This is a genomic window from Mycolicibacterium parafortuitum (assembly GCF_010725485.1).
In the GTDB taxonomy this organism is placed as follows: domain Bacteria; phylum Actinomycetota; class Actinomycetes; order Mycobacteriales; family Mycobacteriaceae; genus Mycobacterium.
Genome location: NZ_AP022598.1, coordinates 5,455,479 through 5,474,475, shown reverse-complemented (window position 1 = coordinate 5,474,475; position 18,997 = coordinate 5,455,479). Strand labels below are relative to the sequence as shown.

The following is an 18,997-nucleotide window of genomic DNA, read 5'->3' as shown; positions in this document are numbered from 1 at the left end:
AATCGGACGCGATGGACCTGGGTCTGCGTGACGCCACCGCGGTCGTGGTCGGCGGTGGCCGCGGGATGGGGCTGGCGGCCGCGCACTGCTTCGCCGACGACGGCGCGAGGGTGGCGGTCATCGGCCGGACCCAGGAGGTGCTCGAGGACGCGGCCGCGCAGCTGCGCGGCCGCGGCAGCCCGGACGCAGTGGGTCTGGTCGCCGACTGCGCCGACGACGCCGCCGTGCAGCAGGCGTTCGCCGAGATCGCACAGCGCTGGGGCGGGCAGCTCAACATCCTCGTCAACGCGGTCGGCCCGACCGTGCGCGGCACCTTCGACGAGCTCAGCGACGCCGACTGGCGCCGGGCCGTCGACGACGGTGCGATGGGGATGGTGCACTGCGTGCGCGCCGCACTGCCGCTGCTGCGCGCCGCGGAATGGGCCCGCATCGTGAACTTCTCCGCGCACTCCACCCAACGCCAGAGCGTGATCCTGCCCGCCTACACCGCGGCCAAGGCGATGGTCACCAGCATCTCGAAGAACCTCTCGTTGCTGCTTGCCGACGACGAGATCATGGTCAACGTCGTGTCACCCGGCAGCATCGCCTCGGAAGCCCTTGTCGGGTGGGCGGATTCGGTCGGTGTCGACGGCAGTGACCCGTATGCGCTGATGGCCGCGATCGACGAGCACTTCGGCCATCCCGCGCACCTGCCGCGTGCCGGGTTGCCCACCGAGATCGGCCCCGTCGTCGCGTTCCTGGCGTCGCGGCGCAACTCCTATATGACCGGCGCCAACATCAACGTCGACGGCGGTTCGGATTTCACTTAAGCCTTCACCTGACCCACGAGAAGGGGAGCGGAATGGCGACAGCTGCGGAAGCCCGGGACTGGGCGCGTGTCGCCCTGCGCGGTATCGGCGATTCGCTCTACACACCGTTCACCGGGGCCGACGGTGACGACATCGACTGGGACGCCTACCGGACGCTGGTGCGCTACTGCGTCGGCGATCTGGGCCACCCGCTGCTGTGGTGCACCAGCGGCATCGCGGAGTTCTGGGCGCTGACCCTCGACGAGCGAAAACGACTGCTGGAGATCGCGATCGAGGAAGGCCGCGCGGTCAACCCAGACGTCGTGATCCAGGCCTGCACGGGCGCGACATCGGCGAAGGACTGCCTCGAACTCACCCGGCACGCGCAACAGGCGGGCGCCGACATCGTCTACATCCAGACGCCGATGATGGAGACGCACGGGGGCGAAGGCGTACTGCGGTTCTTCCGCTACATCGCCGAACGCACCGACATCGCCCTCGGCATGTTCAACTCGCCGTCCTCGGGATACGTGCTGAGCCCGGCGGAGGGCGCCCGCATCTACGAAGAGATCCCGGCGGTGTGCGCGACCAAGGAGGGTGCGTTCCGGCCGGCCGCCAGTCGCATGCTGCACCAGCTCGCACCGGAGCTGGTGCTGTGGGAATGCGACAAGACCGTCTACCGCGCGGGCTGGCTGCGCGAGGGTATCGTGTGCGCGGCCCAGCTCGGCACCGCGGGCTACCTGTTCGAAACCCCGCAGCGGCCAATCTATTCCGAGTACTGGGACCTGATCGTGGCAGGGGATTTGATCGCGGCGATGGACTACGCGCGCGAGTCCGGCCTGGATCAGTTCGACCTCGACATGGGGTCCTGGTTCACCTGCTATCCCGGCCGTGTGGACTACTTCACGCACTGGGGCGGCGCGTTCAAGTTCGCGGCGTCGGTACTGGGTCTGCCGATCGGTTCCCATCCACACTCGCGACCACCGCAGGCGGAGCTTCCTGAGTTGGCGCAGAAGCAGATTCGCGCCGCCTACACCAACCTCGGGCTGATCGGCGGATAGCGGCTCCGCGGCATTGCGAAAGACGCTACCGATAGGTGTACAGTATGGGCATCCATGAAGGTGAGGAGGTTCGCCGGTGAGCGCTGTCGACCACACCGTCGATCGCTCTGCCGAGCCGGTCCTGTTCGACGTGCGCGACAGCGGCGTCGCGGTGGTGACGCTCAACCGGCCCGACCGGATGAACGCGTGGGGCGGCGGTCTGGCTCAGGCCTTCTACAGGTCGATCGACCGCGCCGAGGCCGACCCGGACGTCCGCGTGATCGTGTTGACCGGCAACGGCCGCGCGTTCTGCGCCGGGGCGGATATGGGCGATCTCGACTCGATCAGCGGAGCCTCGGACTCCGGTGACACCGACGTGACCGAGCTCGTCGGCGAACGTCATCCGCACTTCCTGACCCAGCTGCGTAAGCCGTTGATCGCCGCGGTCAACGGGGCTTGTGCCGGCATCGGGCTGACGCACGCGCTGATGTGCGACGTCCGGTTCGCCGCCGCCGGTGCCAAGTTCACCACCGCGTTCGCCCGCCGCGGCCTGATCGCCGAGTACGGCATCTCCTGGATCCTGCCGCGCATCGTCGGTTGGGGTGCCGCGCACGATCTTCTGCTGTCGGGGCGCACGTTCTACGCCGAGGAGGCCAAGACGCTCGGCCTGGTCAACGACGTCGTCGCCCCCGACGAGCTGATGGCGCACACCCTGGCCTACGCCGAGGACATGGCCCGCAACTGCGCACCGAGCTCGCTGGCGGTGATCAAACAACAGATCTACCGGGATGCTTTGCGAAACGTGCCCGAGGCCAGCGCCGAGGCGGAGACACTGATGCACGAGTCGATGCTGCGGCCCGATTTCATCGAGGGCATCACCGCCTTCTTCGAAAAGCGCCCGCCCAGCTTTCCGCCATTGAGCACTCAGGAGGAGACGCCATGACGATCCAGCACGAGGAGCGCATCGCGCCCCAGCGCCTGGACTACCGCGCGATCGACGTCGACAACCACTACTACGAGCCGATCGACGCGTTCACCCGGCACCTGCCCAAGGAGTTCCGCAGCCGCGGCGTGCAGATGCTCACCGACGGCAAGCGCACCTACGCGGTGTTCGGCGGGGTGATCAACCACTTCATCCCGAACCCGACGTTCGACCCGATCATCGAGCCCGGCTGCCTGGATCTGCTGTTCCGCGGGGAGATCCCCGAGGGGGTGGACCCCGCCTCGCTGATGAAGGTCGACCGGCTGGCCGACCATCCCGAATACCAGAATCGCGACGCCCGGGTGACGATCCTCGACAAGCAGAACCTGGAGACGGTGTTCATGCTGCCGACGTTCGCCTGCGGCGTGGAGGAGGGCCTCAAACACGACGTCCCGGCGACGATGGCCTCGGTGCACGCGTTCAACCTGTGGCTCGACGAGGACTGGGGATTCAACCGTCCCGACGGGCGGATCCTGGCCGCGCCGATCATCTCGCTGGCCGATGTCGAGAAGGCCGTCGAGGAGGTCGAGTTCGTCCTGAGCAGGGGCGCCAAGATCGTGTGCGTGCGGCCCGCCCCGGTGCCCGGCGAGGTCCGGCCCCGATCCCTGGGTGACCCGGTGCACGACCCGGTGTGGGCGCGGTTGGCCGAGGCCGGTGTCCCGGTGGTGTTCCATCTGTCCGACTCGGGCTATATGGCGATTCCCGCGCTGTGGGGCGGCAGCGCGGTGTTCAAGGGTTTCGGCAAGCGCGATCCGCTCGACATGGTGATCATGGACGACCGCGCCATCCACGACACCATCGCGTCGATGATCGTGCACCAGGTCTTCACCCGACACCCGAATCTCAAGGTCGCCAGCATCGAGAACGGGTCCTATTTCGTGTACCGGCTGATCAAGCGGCTGAAGAAGTCCGCCAACAACGCGCCCTACCACTACAAGGTGGATCCGGTCGAGCAGCTGCGCACCAACGTGTGGATCGCGCCGTACTACGAGGACGACGTGAAGCTGCTCGCCGAGACCATCGGTGTGGACAAGATCCTGTTCGGCTCTGACTGGCCGCACGGTGAGGGGCTGGCCGATCCGACGTCGTTCACCGCCGACATCCCGCAGTTCCCGGAGTTCAGCTACGAGGACACCCGGATGGTCATGCGCGACAACGCCCTCACCCTCGTCGGTGCCTCTGGGGCGGCCTGACCGAAATGGGGGAATGGACCATCGGCGGTGTCGTCGACGCCATCGCCGAGGCGATACCGGACCGGCTGATGACGGTCTGCGGACAGCGGCGTAGCACGTACGCCGAGACCGCCGACCGCACCCGCCGGCTGGCAAACTTCCTGAGCGCCAACGGAATCGGGGCCCATCAGGAGCGTGACTGCCTCGAGGGGTGGCAGTGCGGGCAGGACCGGGTCGCGCTGATCATGCACAACGACCTGTACCCGGACATGGTGATCGGTGCGCTGAAGGCGCGTGCGGTGCCGGTGAACGTGAACTTCAACTACACGCCGCGCGAGGTCGACGAACTGCTCGCGTACCTGCGCCCGCGCGCGGTGATCGTGCACCGCTCGCTCGGCGCGAAGTTCGCCGACGTACTGCCCCGCGCCGGGGTTGACGTGGTGATCTCGATCGACGACGGCAGCGATGCACCGGAGCTGACCGGGGCGATCAGCCTCGACGACGCACTGGCCACCGGCGACGTCGATCAGCCCATCGCACCGTCGCCCGACGACGTGATGATGATCTGCACCGGCGGCACCACCGGCCGGCCCAAAGGTGTGATGTGGCGTCAGTCCGATACCTATGTGGTGTCGATGAACGGCGCAGACCACGACTCCGCCGACGAGATCCACGCCAAGGTGGCGCACGCCGGGCCGCCGTGGTTCGCGGTGTCGCCGCTGATGCACGCCGCAGGAATGTGGACCGCGTTCGCTGCGCTGCTCAACGGCCAGACCGTGATCCTGTACGACAAGCCGACACTCGATGCCGCCACGGTGCTGAAGACCGCCGAACGCGAGAAGGTCGGCCTGATGACGATGGTCGGTGATGCCTACGCCCGGCCGTTGATCGCCGAACTGCGCAGCCGCCCCTACGATCTGTCGTCGCTGTTCGCGATCGGCACCGGTGGTGCGGCGACCAACCAGCGCCACCAGGACGCGCTGTTGGAGCTGCTCCCGCACATCACGCTGATCAACGGCTACGGCTCCTCGGAGACCGGGAACATGGCGTTCGGCCGCAGCCTGCGTGACGACCGCAAGGACACCTTCGAACGGCGCGACGGGGTGGTGCTGCTGTCCGAAGACCGCACCCGGTTCCTTGAACCCGGCGAGGACGAGATCGGCTGGGTCGCGCGCGAGGGCCGGATTCCGTTGGGTTACTTCGACGATGCCGACGCGACCGCGCGTACGTTCCCGGTGGTCGACGGCCGGCGGGTGGTGATCTCCGGGGACCGGGCGTCGCTGGAGGCCGACGGCACCATCCGGCTGTACGGCCGCGACTCGCTGGTGATCAACACCGGCGGGGAGAAGGTGTTCGTCGAAGAGGTCGAGGAAGTGCTGCGCGCCCACCCCGGTGTGGCCGACGCGCTGGTGATCGGCCGCGACAGCGAACGCTGGGGCCAGGAGATCGTCGCGCTGATCCAGAGGCAACCGGACAGCGACGTCGACCCCGAGGCGCTGCGGCAGGCCTGCCACGCGGCGCTGGCCCGCTACAAGGCGCCCAAGGAGTTCCTCTTCGTCGAGCGGGTGCGCCGGTTGGGTAACGGAAAGGCCGACTATCGATGGGCGAGAAGCCAGGTGGCGCAGCAGGACACGCTGGCGGGCCAGCCGTGACCCAGAGAGCGAACCGTGTCATTGATGCGCTGGTAAACGTGCACTTCGGTGAGACGGCCAAGCAGCCCGAGTTCATGCTCAAGGTCCGCGACGACTACTTCAAGGGCCCGAAGTCGCTGTACGACCAGGTCGAGCTGCCGGAGCTGCTCGACGAGATGGCCGAGCACGGCGTCGAGAAGGCCATCCTGATGGACAATCTCGTCAAACCGTCGGTGACCGCCCGCAAATTCGTCGAGGAGCGGCCGGACAAATTCGCGCTGGCCATCGGCGGGGTCAACCTGCTGCGCCCGATGCCGTCCCTGCGTGAGCTGAGTGCGGTCGTCGCTGACCTGCCGGTCGTGTATGCCGCTGTCGGACCGAGCTTCTGGGGCGACGGGATGTACCCGCCGAGCGACGCGGTGTACTACCCGCTCTACACCAAATGCGCCGAACTCGGCCTGCCGCTGTGCGTCAACACCGGCCTGCCAGGCCCGCCGATCCCCGGTGAGGTACAGAACCCGATCCACCTCGACCGGGTGTGCGTGCGCTTCCCCGAGTTGAAGCTGTGCATGATCCACGGCGCAGACCCCTGGTGGGACGTAGCGATCCGGTTGCTGATCAAGTACGCGAACCTGCGCATCATGACCTCGGCGTGGTCGCCGAAGCGCCTGCCGGACAGCCTGCTCCACTTCATGCGTACCCGCGGCAAGAACAAGGTGATCTTCGCCTCCGACTGGCCCGTGCTGCGGCAGAGCCGCGTCGTCCCCGAGGCGCTCGCGCTCGACCTGCCGCCCGACGTCCTCGACAACTACCTCTACTACAACGCCAACGACTTCTTCTTCGGCACGGACGAACAGGAGATCTGACCGTGGACCGGTACGAACTGCGCAGGCTGGACTACAGCCTGTCCGAGGATCACCAGGCGCTCCAAGCCGCGTACAAGGATTTCTTCTCGACCCGCTGCACCATCGAGACGGTGCGCGCTGCCGAGGAGTCCGGGTTCGACAAGCATCTGTGGGAACGTCTGTGCGCCATGGGCGCGACGACGATGGCACTGCCCGAATCGGTCGGTGGCGACGGGGCCACGCTGGTCGACCTGACCCTGGTCGCCGAGGAGATCGGGCGCTCGCTGGCGCCGGTCCCGTGGATCGACCACGTGGTGGCCGCGCGGCTGTTGGCCCGCCTCGGCTCCGTCGACCCCGACATCGTGAACGGCAAGCAGCTGGTCGCGCTGGACCCGGCACTCGACAGCACCGGCGTGCGGCTGATTCCGGCAGGGTCGATCGCCGACCAGTTGCTGGTACGCGACGGCGACCAGATCGTGGCGCTGAGCTTCGCGTCACGACCGGCCCGCGTCGACAACATCGGCAAGCTGCCGATGGCGTGGGTGGATCCGGGTGCCGCAGACAACCGCACCGTGCTGGCCGAGGGCCCCACGGCGATCGTGGAATATCAACGGGCGCTCGATGAATGGCGGCTGTTGACCGCTGCGGCGCTGGTCGGGCTGGTCGAGGAGACCATGACGATCGCGGCCGAGTTCTCGAAAACCCGCTACACCCTCGGCGTGCCGATCTCGACGCTGCAGGCTATCTCGCATCCGCTGGCCAACATCGCGATCGTCGTGCAGGGCGGCCGCAACCTGGCCCGGCGCGCGGCATGGTTCGCCGACAACGAACCCGACGAGCGCCGCGAGCTCGCGCCCTCGGCGTTCGTGTTCATGGCCGAGGAGGCGGCCAAGGCCGCGACCATGGCCGTCCACATCCAGGGCGGCCTCGGGGTGTCTGCGGAGGCCGCCGCCACCGCGTACCTGGTCCGCGCCCGCGGGTGGGCGATCGCCGGCGGAGATCCCGGAGTGACGGCCACCTACATCGCCGGGATCGTTGCCGACCGCGAAGGGCGGAGCTAGACAATGGATTTCTCACGGGTCGAACTGTCCGACGAGGAGCAGAAGTTCCAGGACGAGGTCCGGACGTTCCTGAGCGAGATCGTCACCGAGGACGTGATCCGGCGCGACCGCGAGACCGGCGACAACTTCGACGAGGGCGTGCACCTTGCGCTCGGCGCGGCGGGCTATCTGGACCGGGACTGGAATCCACAGACCGAACGCCCGTTCTCGCGGGTGGAGCGGAGGATCTGGGAGCTGGAGAAGCGTCGCTCCCACGTGCCGTGGGTGACCTCGGGCACCACCGCGATGATCACCAAGTCGGTGGAGAAGTTCGGCTCACCGGAGCTGAAGGCCGAAGTGTTGCCGCGGGTCTACAGCGGGCATGTCCGGTTGTGCCTCGGCTACACCGAACCCGAGGGCGGCTCCGACGTCGCGACCTGCAAGACCCGCGCGGTACGAGACGGCGACCAATGGGTGATCAATGGCTCCAAGATGTTCACCACCGGCGCGCACAACTGCCAGTACGTCTTCTTGATCACCAACACCGATCCGAGCGCGCCGAAACACAAGAGCCTGACCATGTTCCTGGTTCCGCTCGACACCCCGGGCATCGAGATCCAGGGCATCCGCACCGTCGACGGCGACCGCACCAACATCGTCTACTACAGCGACGTCCGCATCGACGACCGCTACCGGCTCGGCGAGGTCAACGGCGGCTGGACGGTGGTGCGCGAACCGCTCAACGCCGAGCACGGCGACGTCGAAGCCGCCGACGACGGACTGGCCGACGTATCGATCATGATGCACCAGGCGATGTTCATGGCCAAGGCCGTCGACACGGCCGCCGACAAATCGACCGTCCCGGATCCCAACGGCCGCAGGCTGATCGACGACGGTGCCGTCGCGTACCGGTTGGGCCGCAGCGTCGCCCGGCTGGAGGCCTCGCTGTCGGCGCCGAGCATCTTCGGCCGCGTCGCGCTCGCCCAGACCATGCGCGACATCTCGCCCGACCTGATGGACATCCTGGGGACGGCCTCGGCGCTGCCGGTCGGCACCGACGGAGCCGCCGACGACGGGGCAGCGGAATACGTCTACCGGTTCGCGCCGCTGGTCGGCATCTACGGCGGCACCCTCGAGGTGTTCCGCAACATGATCGCCCAGTACGTGCTGGGCCTCGGCAAGCCGAAATACTAGCGAATCGGGCGCGCTTTGCGACGTCAGACGTCGCAAAGCGCGCCGAATTCGGGAGTGATCAGGTGGTGACGATCGTCGCGCCCGCGGTGCCGGGGGCGCCGTAGAGCTGGGCGAAGCCCACCTTCGGCTCGCCGGGGATCTGCCGGTCGCCGGCCTGACCGCGCAGCTGCAGCACGATCTCGTGCAGCTGGCGCAGCCCGGACGCGCCGATCGGTTCCCCGTTGGCCAACAGGCCACCGTCGGTGTTGACCGGCATCGACCCGCCGATCTCGGTCGCGCCGTCGGCGATCAGCTTCTCCTGCTCGCCGTCGGCGCAGAATCCGGCCTCGGCCATGTGGATGATCTCGGCGCCGGCGTCGGTGTCCTGCAACTGGATCACGTCGACGTCCGAGGGGTCGATACCGGCCTTCTCGAACGCCGCCCGTGACGCGTACACCGTCGGCGCGACGTCCTCGTCGACCGGGGCGAACGTCGTGTTCACCTCGTAGGCACCGTAGCGGCGGGTGCGGACCTCGACGGCGCGGACGTACACCGGCTTGTTCGTGTACCGGTGCGCGATGTCGGCCCGGCACATCACCACCGCGGCCGCGCCCTCGTCGGGGGAGCAGAACATGTACTGCGTCAACGGGTAGTTGAGCATCGGCGAGTTCATGATCGCGTCCTCGTCCATCGGCTTGCGACGGAACGCGTTCGGGTTCAGCGCCCCGTTGCGCAGGTTCTTGTTGACGACCTTGGCCAGCGTGCGGTGGTCGATACCGTGGTTGTACAGATAGCGGTTGGCCTTCATGCCGAAGAACTGGGTGGTCAGGTACTGCCCGTTCTCGGCGTACCAGCTCGGCATCCCGACCAGGCCGGGGTCCTCGGTGAACGCACCGCGCGGATGCTTGTCCAGGCCGACGGCGATACCGATGTCGTAGTCGCCCAACCGGATTCCGTCCGCACACGCCTTGGTGGCGCTGGCCGCCGTCGCGCACGCGTTGAACACGTTGGTGAACGGGATCCCGGACAGCCCGACCATGCCGACGATCGCGTCCGGGTTGGCGACCGTCCAGCTGCCGCCGACGCCGAACTGGATGTCGTTCCACGACACCCCGGCATCGGCGACCGCGGCAATGATCGCGTCGACGCCCATCTGCATCGCGGTCTTGCCCTCGAAGCGCCCGAACGGGTGGATCCCCACCCCGATGATCGCCACATCGTGCATGTTCAGTCCCTTTCCACGGTCACCGGCGCGGACGGACCAGCTGAGCCTGCTGGATCGCGGCCACCGGTCCGTCCTCGTCGAACAACGTCCCACGCGACACCCCGACACCGTCGGCGCCGTAGTGGCTTTCCGAGCGGACCCCGATCCAGTCGCCCTCGGGCAGCCGCTGGATGTGCACGGCCAGATCGGTGTTGAGGAATGTGAAGTCGGCCGGATCGAGCCGGCTGCCCATCCCGTTGGCGATATCGGCGACCGCGAACAACCGCTGTGCGGGCGTCATCTGCTCGCCGACGACCAGGTCGACCAGCGGGGTGGCCCAGCACTCGGCCTGCACGCTGTGCAGGATGTCGTTGAGCCACAGCCAGTCCAGGCTCTGGATGTAGGTGCGCTCGGCGCCGTCGTCGGGCATCCGGCGGGTGCCCTCGGTGACGGGCCGCAGCGGCTCCACCGGGGTGTCGGGCAGGGCCGCGGTGTGGACTCGCTGGAACCGCCACGCCGACGCGGTCGCGACGATCCGGGGCGTCCCGTCCGGTCCTGGTGCGGTCATCTCGGCGCCGAGCAGCTCGATCTGCCGCCCGGGCCGGTCCACGCGGGCGCGCACCCACAGCTGGTCGGTCATCGGTACCGGTCCGAGAAGGTCGACCACGACCCGGCTGATGCGGGTGTCCTCGCGCGGGGCGCAGCGCTCGATCGCGCGGACCAGCAGCGCCGAGACGGGTGCGGCGTTCTGCATCGACGCGCCCCAGGTGCTGATGACGTGGTCCGACGGCGCGAACCTCTCCCCACGGGGATCGCCGGCGTCGACGAGTTCGTAGTAGGAGTCCGTCACGTCCCGTCCTGTCTTGTGCCGCGGGTGGCCATCAGCAGGATATGGTGACTCTTATCGAAAGCACAACCGGATGCCTTACAGGAGTGAGAATGGATGTCGCGGGGCAGTCGGTCGCCGAGGTGCACTTCGATCCGTTCTCGGCGGACTTCTACGCCGACCCGCACGCGTTCTATCCCCGGCTGCGCGCCGAGGCGCCGGTGTACTACAACTCCGACTATGAGTTCTATGCGCTGAGCAGGCATGCCGATGTCGCCGCCGGGCTCAAGGATTTCGCGACCTATTCATCGGCCTACGGTGTCGACCTTGCGATGGTGCGGCGCGGTAAACCGGTGCCGGCCAAGATGATCATCTCGATCGACCCGCCCGAGCACCGGGTGATGCGCAGCCTGGTCAACAAGGTGTTCACCCCGCGCGCGATCGGCGCGTTGCAGGCGATGATCACCGAGACCATCGATGGCTTCCTGGCCGACGCACTCGGCGGCGGCACCGAGTTTGATGTGGTTCAGGACTTTTCGGTGTACTTCCCGGTCGACGTGATCACCAAGATGCTCGGCGTGCCGGCCGAATTCCGCCAGCAGGTGCGGCTCTGGATCGACGAGTCGCTGCACCGTGAACCCGGGCAGATCGAGATGTCGGAATCCGGTATGCAGGCGATGACCGAGATCTGGCTGATGTACTACGAGCTGATCAAACAGCGTCGCGCCGATCCCCGCGACGACATGATCAGCGCGCTGATCGCCGCCGAGGTGGACCGCGACGACGGGTCGACGAGCACGCTGGACGACGCCGAGATCGCCGGGTTCGCCACGTTGCTCGGCGGGGCCGGCGCCGAGACGGTGACCAAGCTGATCGGCAGCGCCGCGGTCACGTTCGCCCGCCATCCCGAACAGTGGCAACAGCTGCTCGACGATCGCGGCATGGTTCCCGTCGCGATCGAGGAGTTGCTTCGCTACGACGCCCCGGTGCAGTACAACGTCCGCCGCTCCAACACCGACGTGACGTTGCACGGCGTCACGATTCCGGCGGGGGCGCCGGTGTTCCTGCTGGGCGCCTCGGCCAACCGGGACCCCGACGCGTGGACCGCCCCGGACGTCTTCGACATCACCAGGGACCGGACCGAGGCGCAGAACCTGGCGTTCGGGTACGGCATCCACAGTTGCCTCGGCGCCGCGTTGGCGCGGATGGAGGCCAAGATCGCGCTGGAGCGGTTACTGGACGTGATGCCGCGCTACGAGGTCCACTGGGACGGCTGCCAGAAGGTCAGCATGCAGAACGTCGCCGGCTGGTCCCATGTCCCGGTGCGGATCCTGACGTGATCAGCGTGGGTCGATCAGCTCCCGCAGCCGCTCGGCTGCGCACACCGTCGCGTGTGCCGAGCGGGCACGCTCGGCGAGCGCGCGATCCGAGGTCGCGACCACGATCTGCTCGGGATGCGGGTCGGAGGCGATCAGCCTGACGATCTCGTCGTCCGCGGAATTCGGCGCCGGCGCGGCAGCGTGGGCGACGGTGATCACCGCCGAGGTGATCGGCGGGGCCGGCGGGCGTTCGAAAACGACGGTGACGTCGGCTTCCTCGGCCATCGCCCAGCGCTCCAGGCCGCGCACCAGCATCGTCATCGCGGCATGCCGGTCCCGCCACCAGCCGTCGGGCCGGCAGCCGATCACGTTCATCCCATCGACAATCCAGCGCACGCGCCGCAGACTAGCGAACTAGTGCCATGAGAAAGGCGGCCCCGCCATGGTGACTCGTATCGAACACACTGGGATCGAACACGCTCGGGTCGAACACAAGGTGACGTTCTGCCGTATCTGCGAACCGCTCTGCGGCATGATCGCCACCGTCGAGGACGGCAGGCTGGTCGCGCTGCGTCCGGACAAGGACCATCCGCTGTCCGCCGGGTTCGCATGCCAGAAGGGCATCGCGTTCAGCGAGGTGGTCAACGACCCCGACCGCGTCACCACACCGCTGCGGCGCACCGCCGACGGGTTCGAACCCGTCAGCTGGGACGACGCGATGAGCGACATCGCCGACCGGCTCGCGCGGGTGGTGCGCACACACGGCCCCGGCGCGGTCGGCTGGTACATGGGCAACCCGGGAGCGTTCAGCTACGCCCACGTGATGGCGATCATGGCGTTCATCAAGGGCATCGGGCCCGGCACGCATTTCTTCACCGCGTCCTCGCAGGACACCAACTGCCGGTTGATGGCCAGCCAGCTGCTCTACGGCACGCCGACGTCGGTGCCGATCCCGGACCTGACCCGCACCGACCTGCTGGTGATGATGGGCGCCAATCCCGTGGTGTCACACGGCAGTTTCCTGACCGCGCCGCGCATCAAGGACCGTATGCACGACATCGTCAAGCGCGGCGGCCGGGTGGTCGTGATCGATCCGCGCAAGACCGAGACCGCCGCGCAGTTCGAGTGGTGCGGCATCGTCCCCGACACCGATGCGCTGTTGCTGCTGTCGCTGTTGCAGGTGATGTTCGACGAAGGCCTTGCGCACACCCGCGAGATCGACGCAGTCGCCGACGGAGCGGGCTGGCTGCGTACCCAGGTCGCGCCGTTCCCCCCGGAGGTGACCCAGTCCTACACCGGCGTGGACCCGGACACGGCGCGGGCGCTGGCCCGCGATCTGGCCACGACGCCGCGCGCGGCGGTCTACGGCCGCCTCGGCACCTGCGTCGGGCGCTACGGGACCCTGACGTCGTATCTGATCGACGTCGTTAACCTGGTCGCCGGAAACCTGGACACACCGGGCGGTTCGGTCATCGTCGGGATGGGGATGCCCGCGCAACGGCTGGTGAACATCGGGATGGGCGCGGCGCTGCGGCGCACCTATGAGCGCACCCGGTCACGCATCGGCGGCTTCCGCGCGATCATCGGCTCCGAACCGGCCGCGCTGATGGCCAAGGAGATGACCACACCGGGGCAGCGTCAGATCCGGGCGATGTTCGTCAGCGCGGGCAACCCGGTCCTGTCGGTGCCCAACGGTGACGAACTGGAGGAGGCGCTCGATTCCACCGACCTGGCGGTGGGGCTCGACTTCTACCTGACCGAGACGACCGCGCATTGCGACTACGTGCTGCCGGTGACGACGATGTACGAGCGCGACGATTTCGCGTTGGTCTTCCAGCAGTTCCAGGCCACCCCGTTCCGCCAGGTCACCGACGCGGTGATCGCGCCCGTCGGACAGGCACGTCAGGAATGGGAGATCATCGGCGAGCTGATCACCCGGATGGCGGGGCAGTCGCGGGTGTTCTCCGGTTTGACGGCGGCCGGAAAAGCGATGCGCCGCTTCGGGGTTGCGTTCACACCGCGGATGTTCGCCGACATGGTCATCCGCACCGGTGCTGGCGGGGACTGGTTCGGGCTGCGTCGCGGCGGCCTGAGTCACCGCCGACTCGCCCGCGACCTCCCGCACGGGAAGGTGCTGTCGCCGCATCTGGCGGTCGGCACGCTGAAGTCCGCGATCGCCTATCTGGGGGGCCGGATCCGGTTGCAGCACAGCGATATCGCGGACGAGATCACTTCGCTGCTGCGCGCTGAGGCGCCGGACTCGTATCCGCTGCGGATGATCGGGATGCGCGAACCTCGTTCGGAGAACTCCTGGATGCACAATTCTGCGCTGCTGATGCGCGGACACCGCGGACACCACGGGTTGATGAACGCCGACGATGCGGCCGAGTTGCAGATCGCCGACGGCAGCGAGGTGTGCGTCAGCTCGCCCCACGGCAGCATCACGGTGCCGGTGACGCTGACCAAGGACATCATGCCGGGGGTGATCGCGGTACCGCACGGCTGGGGGCACAAGGGAACCGGCGGATGGCGGCTGGCCAACCAGGCCGGCGGCGCCAACGTCAACCGGCTGACCTCAAGCGACCCCGACGACGTCGAATCGCTGGCAGGTATGGCCTGGCTGACGGGGGTGCCGGTGCGCGTCGAACCCGTCTAGGGACGGCCGCCGAAATTGCATTCCAGCAGAGGTCCACTCGAACTTCTGCTGCCGGAATGCCATTTCGGCGGAAAAGGGGGTCAGGCGATGGCGCCCTTGTCCTTGAGCTCCTCGATCCGGTCCCACTCCAGGCCGAGCTCCATCAGCACGATCTCAGTGTGTTCGGAGGCCTGCGGCGCGCGGGTGGTCTCCAGCGGCTCGTGGTTGAACTGCACCGGCCCGCGCACCACCTTGAACGGCTTGCCGCCGTCGGCGGCCTCGACCTCGACGACCATGTCGTTGGCCAGCGCCTGCTCGTCGGTGGCCAGCTCGACCAGGCTCTGGAACGGCGCCCATTGGCCCCTCATGGTCTTGAGGTGCTGGCGCCAGTACTCGAAAGGTTTGGCGGCGATGGCCTCGGCGATCAGCCGCACACCTTCTTCGGCGTTCTGGATCAGCGGCATCACCTCGGAGAAGCGCGGATCGTCGGCGAGCTCGGGCAGGCCGAGGTGCTCCCAGGTGTCGCGGATGTAGCCGGTCGGACTGACGATGCACAGGTTGATGGTGCCGCCGTCGGAGGTCAGGTAGTTCGCCATGAACGGGTTGACCGACGTGGTGGTGCCGGGCATCAGCGAGCGCATCGTCTCGCCGGTCTCCATGCCCTGCGTGACGCTGGCGCCCGCCGCCCACCACGCGGTGCTCAGCAGCGACACGTCGAGCTCGACCGCCTCGCCGGTACGCTCGCGGTGGAACAGCGCCGCGGAGATACCGCCCGCGATGTTCATGCCGCCGATCGAGTCGCCGAACGCCGGAATACCTTGGGGGAGAGCGCCACCGAGCTCTTCCGGGGTCAGTGCGTGGCCGACGCCGCTGCGGGTCCAGAACGCGGTGCCGTCGAACCCGCCGACGAGGCGCTCGGGTCCCTTGTCGCCGTACGCGCTGCCGCGGGCGTAGATGATGTTCGGGTTCACCGCGCGGATGTGCTCGATGTCGAACTTGTTCTTCTGCCGCGCCTGCGGCATGTAGTTGGTCAGGAACACGTCGGCGGTCTTGGCGATCTCGTAGAGCACCTCCTGACCCTCAGGGGTTGACACGTCGATGCCGACGCTGCGCTTGCCTCGGTTGGGGTGTTCGATCAGCGGATGACGGTTCGGGTCGAGCTGGAATCCGCCCATGTTGATGAACCCGCGCTGGGTGTCGCCCCGCACCGGATGCTCGACCTTGATGACGTCGGCGCCCCAGTCGGCCAGGATCGCGCCCGCCGCGGGCACGAAGGTGAACTGCGCGACCTCGAGGACTCGCACGCCCTCCATCACCTTGATCAAGTCGGTTATCCCTTCTGGAGGCTCTTTCGGGGGAGTGTAGCGGAGCGTCAATACTGTAATGTTTACCGTTGATCATCCGAGTAACTGCCACCGGAGGTGTCAGGTGAGCTCCATCGCCGCGGAACGTGCCGACACGAGCGTGCAGTGGGGCGAGCGCGCGGCGCGCCGCGCCGAGCGCCGCATGCTGATCGACGGCGAACTCGTCGGCGCCGCGTCCGGAGCCACGTTCGACAACCACAGCCCGGCGACCGGTGCGCTGCTGGGGGTTACGGCCGCCGCGGACGGCCACGACATGGACCGGGCGATCGCCGCGGCCCGCCGTGCCTTCGACAGCACCGACTGGTCGACGAACAGGGAGTTGCGTAAGCGCTGCCTGCGGCAGCTGCAGGCCGCCATCGAAAGCGAAAAGGACGACCTGCGAACCGAACTCGTCGCCGAGGTCGGCTGCCCGGTGATGACCACCGAGTCGGCCCAGCTGGATTGGCCGCTGGCGGAATCGCTGCGCTATCCGGCGGGGCTGATCGACGACTTCGAGTGGGAGCGCGTCCTCGACGGCGGCGGGTTGTTCGGGGACCGGAACGTCCGCACAGTGGTCAAGGAGGCCGTCGGGGTGGTCGCGGCGGTGACGCCGTCCAACTTCCCGATCGAGGTCATCCTCAACAAGCTCGGGCCTGCGCTGGCGGCCGGCAACACCGTCGTCCTCAAGCCCGACCCGCACACACCGTGGAACGCGACCCGGTTGGGCCGCCTGATCGCCGAGAAGACCGACATCCCCGCCGGTGTGGTGAACGTGGTGACGACGCCGTCCAACGACGTCGCCGGCCTGCTCGGAACCGACCCGCGGGTGGACTTGGTGTCGTTCACCGGGTCGACGGCCGTCGGGAAGTTGTTGATGCGCCACGGCGCGGAGTCGATGAAGCGGATGTTCCTCGAGCTCGGCGGGAAGTCGGCTGCGATCGTGCTCGACGACGCGAACCCCGCCGTCATCGTGCCCACCGCGGTCGGGGTGTGCGTGCACGCCGGCCAGGCGTGCGCGGCGACCAGCAGGATGTTGGTCCACCGGTCGCTCTACGACCAAGCCGTCGCCGAGATCGCCACCGCGTATCAGTTTGTGCCGGTGGGGGATCCGGTGACGCCGGGCACGCTGGTCGGGCCGCTCATCAGTGCCGCGCAGAAGGAGCGGGTGCTCACCGCGATCGACGGTGCCCGCAGCGACGGTGCCGAGATCGTCGCGGGCGGGGGAGAGGTGGCCGGGCTGCCGGAGCATCTGGCCGGCGGGCACTACGTCGCCCCCACCGTGATCACCGGTGTCGACAACAGCGCCGCGATCGCACAGCAGGAGGTGTTCGGCCCCGTGCTGGTACTGCTGCCGTTCGACGATGACGACGACGCGGTGCGGCTGGCCAATGACAGCGCGTTCGGTCTCGCCGGCGCGGTGATGTCGCGCTCGGCCGAGCGTGGCATGGCGATTGCGCGGCGGATCCGCACCGGCGCGTTCGGCGTGAACGGCGGCATGTTCTACGGCGCCGACGCGCCGTTCGGCGGCTACAAGAGCAGCGGTATCGGACGTCAGTGTGGTATCGAGGGGTTCGCGCAGTACCTGGAGACCAAGACCATCGCGCGCCGCGAGCGACGGCAGAGCTGAGACCCCGCGAAATATCATTCCGGGTTGCGATCGGGGGCCCGAGCACAACCCGGAATGCTATTTCGCGGGGGCGAAGCGCACCGGGATCGTCGTCGGGGACCGGAAGGGCTGACCGTGGATGTGCGGATCGCCGTCGGCGAGCAACTCGATGTCGGTGAGCCGGTTCAGCAGCGTCTCCACTGCCACCCGCGTCTCCATCCGGGCCAGGTGCAGCCCCATGCAGGTGTGTTCCCCGGCGGCGAACGAGATGTGCGGCAGCCGCTTCCGGAAGATGTCGAACTCCTCCGAGCGCTCCCAACGCGTGCCGTCCCGGTTGGCGGAACCGATGCACACGTCGATCACCGAACCGGCCGGGATCTCGACGCCGTCGATCTCGGTGTCCTCGGTCGCGAACCGCTGCACGGTGGTCAGCGGCGTCTCGTAGCGCAGCCCCTCCTCGATTGCAGGCGCGATCAATTCGTGGTCGGCGCAGACGGCGTCGAACTGGTCACGGTGGGTCAGCAGCAGGTACAGCAGGTTGCCCGACGACCGGTAGGTGGTCTCCAGGCCTGCGGGCAACAGCAGCCGCAGGAACGAGTAGATGGCCTCGTCGGACAGTCGCTCGCCGTCGATCTCGGCCGACACCAGGTCGCCGATGATGTCCTCGGTCGGTGCGGAGCGGCGCTTGTCGATCTGCGTCAGGAAATAGTCCTTCAACGTCGCCGACGCCTCGAACGCGCGCTCGTACTTGACCGTGTAGCTGATCAGCTCGACCGCGCGCTGGCGGAACCACGGCAGATCCTCCTCCGGCAGCCCGAGCAGCCGGGAGATGACTCGGGTGGGGAACTCGAAGGTGAAGTCGCGCACCAGGTCCGCTTCACCCTTGTCGAGGAACTCGTCGATCAGGCCGTTGACGACCGGGCGCACGATCTCAGGTTCCCAGCGCGCCAGCGACCGCGACTTGAACGCCGCGGAGACGAGGTTGCGGTGCTCCCAGTGCGGTTTGCCCTCCATCGCGAGGATTGTCGGCCCGATGAACAGCCCGATGGTGGAGTCGTAGATCTTCGAGTTGAACGTCTTACCGTCCCGGAAGATCCGGTTGACCGCGTCGAACGACACTGCGGCATAGAGGTTCTCGGGTTTGAGTGAGTCAGGGGTCTTCGACCAGTCCATCACCGAACCCCGGAAAACGCCGCCCTCGCCGCGCCGGCGGGCGAACATCGGATAGGGGTCGCGCAGATCGATCGGCTCGTCCTCCGCGACATCCTGAACCGGAGTCTCCATTCCGCTACTGTAACGGTTACAGTAGCGGCTGTACAGCGGCGTTCCGGCCGGAAAGAGTCTATTGGCGGCAAAACAGTAAGAACTACAGTAGAAGTCACTAGAATCTGTG

The 18,997-nt window shown here is 67.6% G+C and carries 16 protein-coding genes; 11 read left to right on the top strand and 5 right to left on the bottom strand.

All coding sequences use genetic code 11. The features are described 5' to 3' along the window. The first annotated feature begins 11 nt into the window (after positions 1-11). The 8 genes from NTM_RS25850 (at position 12) to NTM_RS25815 (ending at position 8,692) form a co-directional block, all read left to right on the top strand. Positions 12-809 carry an SDR family NAD(P)-dependent oxidoreductase gene (locus NTM_RS25850; protein WP_104863810.1) on the top strand — a complete coding sequence of 266 codons (798 nt, stop codon included), beginning with the start codon at positions 12-14 and terminating at the stop codon, positions 807-809. 32 nt (positions 810-841) lie between these two features. Next, a complete protein-coding gene (locus NTM_RS25845; RefSeq protein WP_104863811.1) occupies positions 842-1,849 on the top strand; it encodes a dihydrodipicolinate synthase family protein in 1,008 nt (335 codons plus the stop codon). Positions 1,850-1,925: 76 nt separating this feature from the next. Then, positions 1,926-2,771, top strand: coding sequence for an enoyl-CoA hydratase (locus NTM_RS25840; RefSeq protein WP_104863812.1), 846 nt, complete (start codon positions 1,926-1,928; stop codon positions 2,769-2,771). After that, on the top strand, positions 2,768-4,003 hold the full coding sequence (locus NTM_RS25835) for an amidohydrolase family protein (RefSeq protein ID WP_104863813.1): 1,236 nt from the start codon (positions 2,768-2,770) through the stop codon (positions 4,001-4,003). The genes NTM_RS25840 and NTM_RS25835 overlap by 4 nt, the downstream gene beginning before the upstream one ends. Before the next feature lie 5 nt (positions 4,004-4,008). Next, entirely contained in the window at positions 4,009-5,634 is a 1,626-nt protein-coding gene (locus tag NTM_RS25830) for an acyl-CoA synthetase (protein ID WP_104863814.1), read from the top strand. A 74-nt stretch (positions 5,635-5,708) separates the two neighbouring features. Further along, positions 5,709-6,479 (top strand): amidohydrolase family protein, encoded by a 771-nt coding sequence (locus NTM_RS25825; protein WP_232079975.1) that lies wholly within the window; start codon positions 5,709-5,711, stop codon positions 6,477-6,479. Positions 6,480-6,481: 2 nt separating this feature from the next. Next, positions 6,482-7,519, top strand: a complete 1,038-nt coding sequence (locus NTM_RS25820) for an acyl-CoA dehydrogenase family protein (protein WP_104863816.1) — start codon at positions 6,482-6,484, stop codon at positions 7,517-7,519. A 3-nt stretch (positions 7,520-7,522) separates the two neighbouring features. Continuing rightward, positions 7,523-8,692, top strand: a complete 1,170-nt coding sequence (locus tag NTM_RS25815; RefSeq protein WP_163768947.1) for an acyl-CoA dehydrogenase family protein — start codon at positions 7,523-7,525, stop codon at positions 8,690-8,692. A 58-nt stretch (positions 8,693-8,750) separates the two neighbouring features. Here NTM_RS25815 and NTM_RS25810 read toward each other — a convergent pair whose 3' ends face one another. Next, positions 8,751-9,896: a thiolase family protein gene (locus tag NTM_RS25810; protein ID WP_163768945.1), complete on the bottom strand. Its 1,146-nt coding sequence runs from the start codon at positions 9,894-9,896 to the stop codon at positions 8,751-8,753. Between the two features lie 19 nt (positions 9,897-9,915). Then, entirely contained in the window at positions 9,916-10,725 is an 810-nt protein-coding gene (locus NTM_RS25805) for a thioesterase family protein (protein WP_104863819.1), read from the bottom strand. A gap of 89 nt (positions 10,726-10,814) precedes the next feature. Here NTM_RS25805 and NTM_RS25800 point away from each other — a divergent pair, with 89 nt between their 5' ends. Continuing rightward, a complete protein-coding gene (locus NTM_RS25800) occupies positions 10,815-12,041 on the top strand; it encodes a cytochrome P450 (protein ID WP_104863820.1) in 1,227 nt (408 codons plus the stop codon). Here NTM_RS25800 and NTM_RS25795 read toward each other — a convergent pair whose 3' ends face one another. Next, positions 12,042-12,416: an NYN domain-containing protein gene (locus NTM_RS25795; RefSeq protein WP_163768943.1), complete on the bottom strand. Its 375-nt coding sequence runs from the start codon at positions 12,414-12,416 to the stop codon at positions 12,042-12,044. 46 nt (positions 12,417-12,462) lie between these two features. Between NTM_RS25795 and NTM_RS25790 the strand changes: the two genes are divergently transcribed. Next, positions 12,463-14,676, top strand: a complete 2,214-nt coding sequence (locus NTM_RS25790) for a molybdopterin-containing oxidoreductase family protein (protein ID WP_163768941.1) — start codon at positions 12,463-12,465, stop codon at positions 14,674-14,676. An 80-nt stretch (positions 14,677-14,756) separates the two neighbouring features. Here NTM_RS25790 and NTM_RS25785 read toward each other — a convergent pair whose 3' ends face one another. Next, complete coding sequence (locus NTM_RS25785; protein WP_163769634.1) at positions 14,757-15,968, bottom strand: CaiB/BaiF CoA transferase family protein; 1,212 nt, start codon at positions 15,966-15,968, stop codon at positions 14,757-14,759. 193 nt (positions 15,969-16,161) lie between these two features. On the opposite strand from NTM_RS25785, the gene NTM_RS25780 reads away from it, so the two are divergent. Then, positions 16,162-17,625: an aldehyde dehydrogenase family protein gene (locus NTM_RS25780; RefSeq protein WP_435405137.1), complete on the top strand. Its 1,464-nt coding sequence runs from the start codon at positions 16,162-16,164 to the stop codon at positions 17,623-17,625. 57 nt (positions 17,626-17,682) lie between these two features. On the opposite strand, the gene NTM_RS25775 is transcribed toward NTM_RS25780, so the two are convergent. Further along, positions 17,683-18,888 carry a cytochrome P450 gene (locus NTM_RS25775; RefSeq protein WP_163768939.1) on the bottom strand — a complete coding sequence of 402 codons (1,206 nt, stop codon included), beginning with the start codon at positions 18,886-18,888 and terminating at the stop codon, positions 17,683-17,685. Between the last annotated feature and the right edge of the window lie 109 nt (positions 18,889-18,997).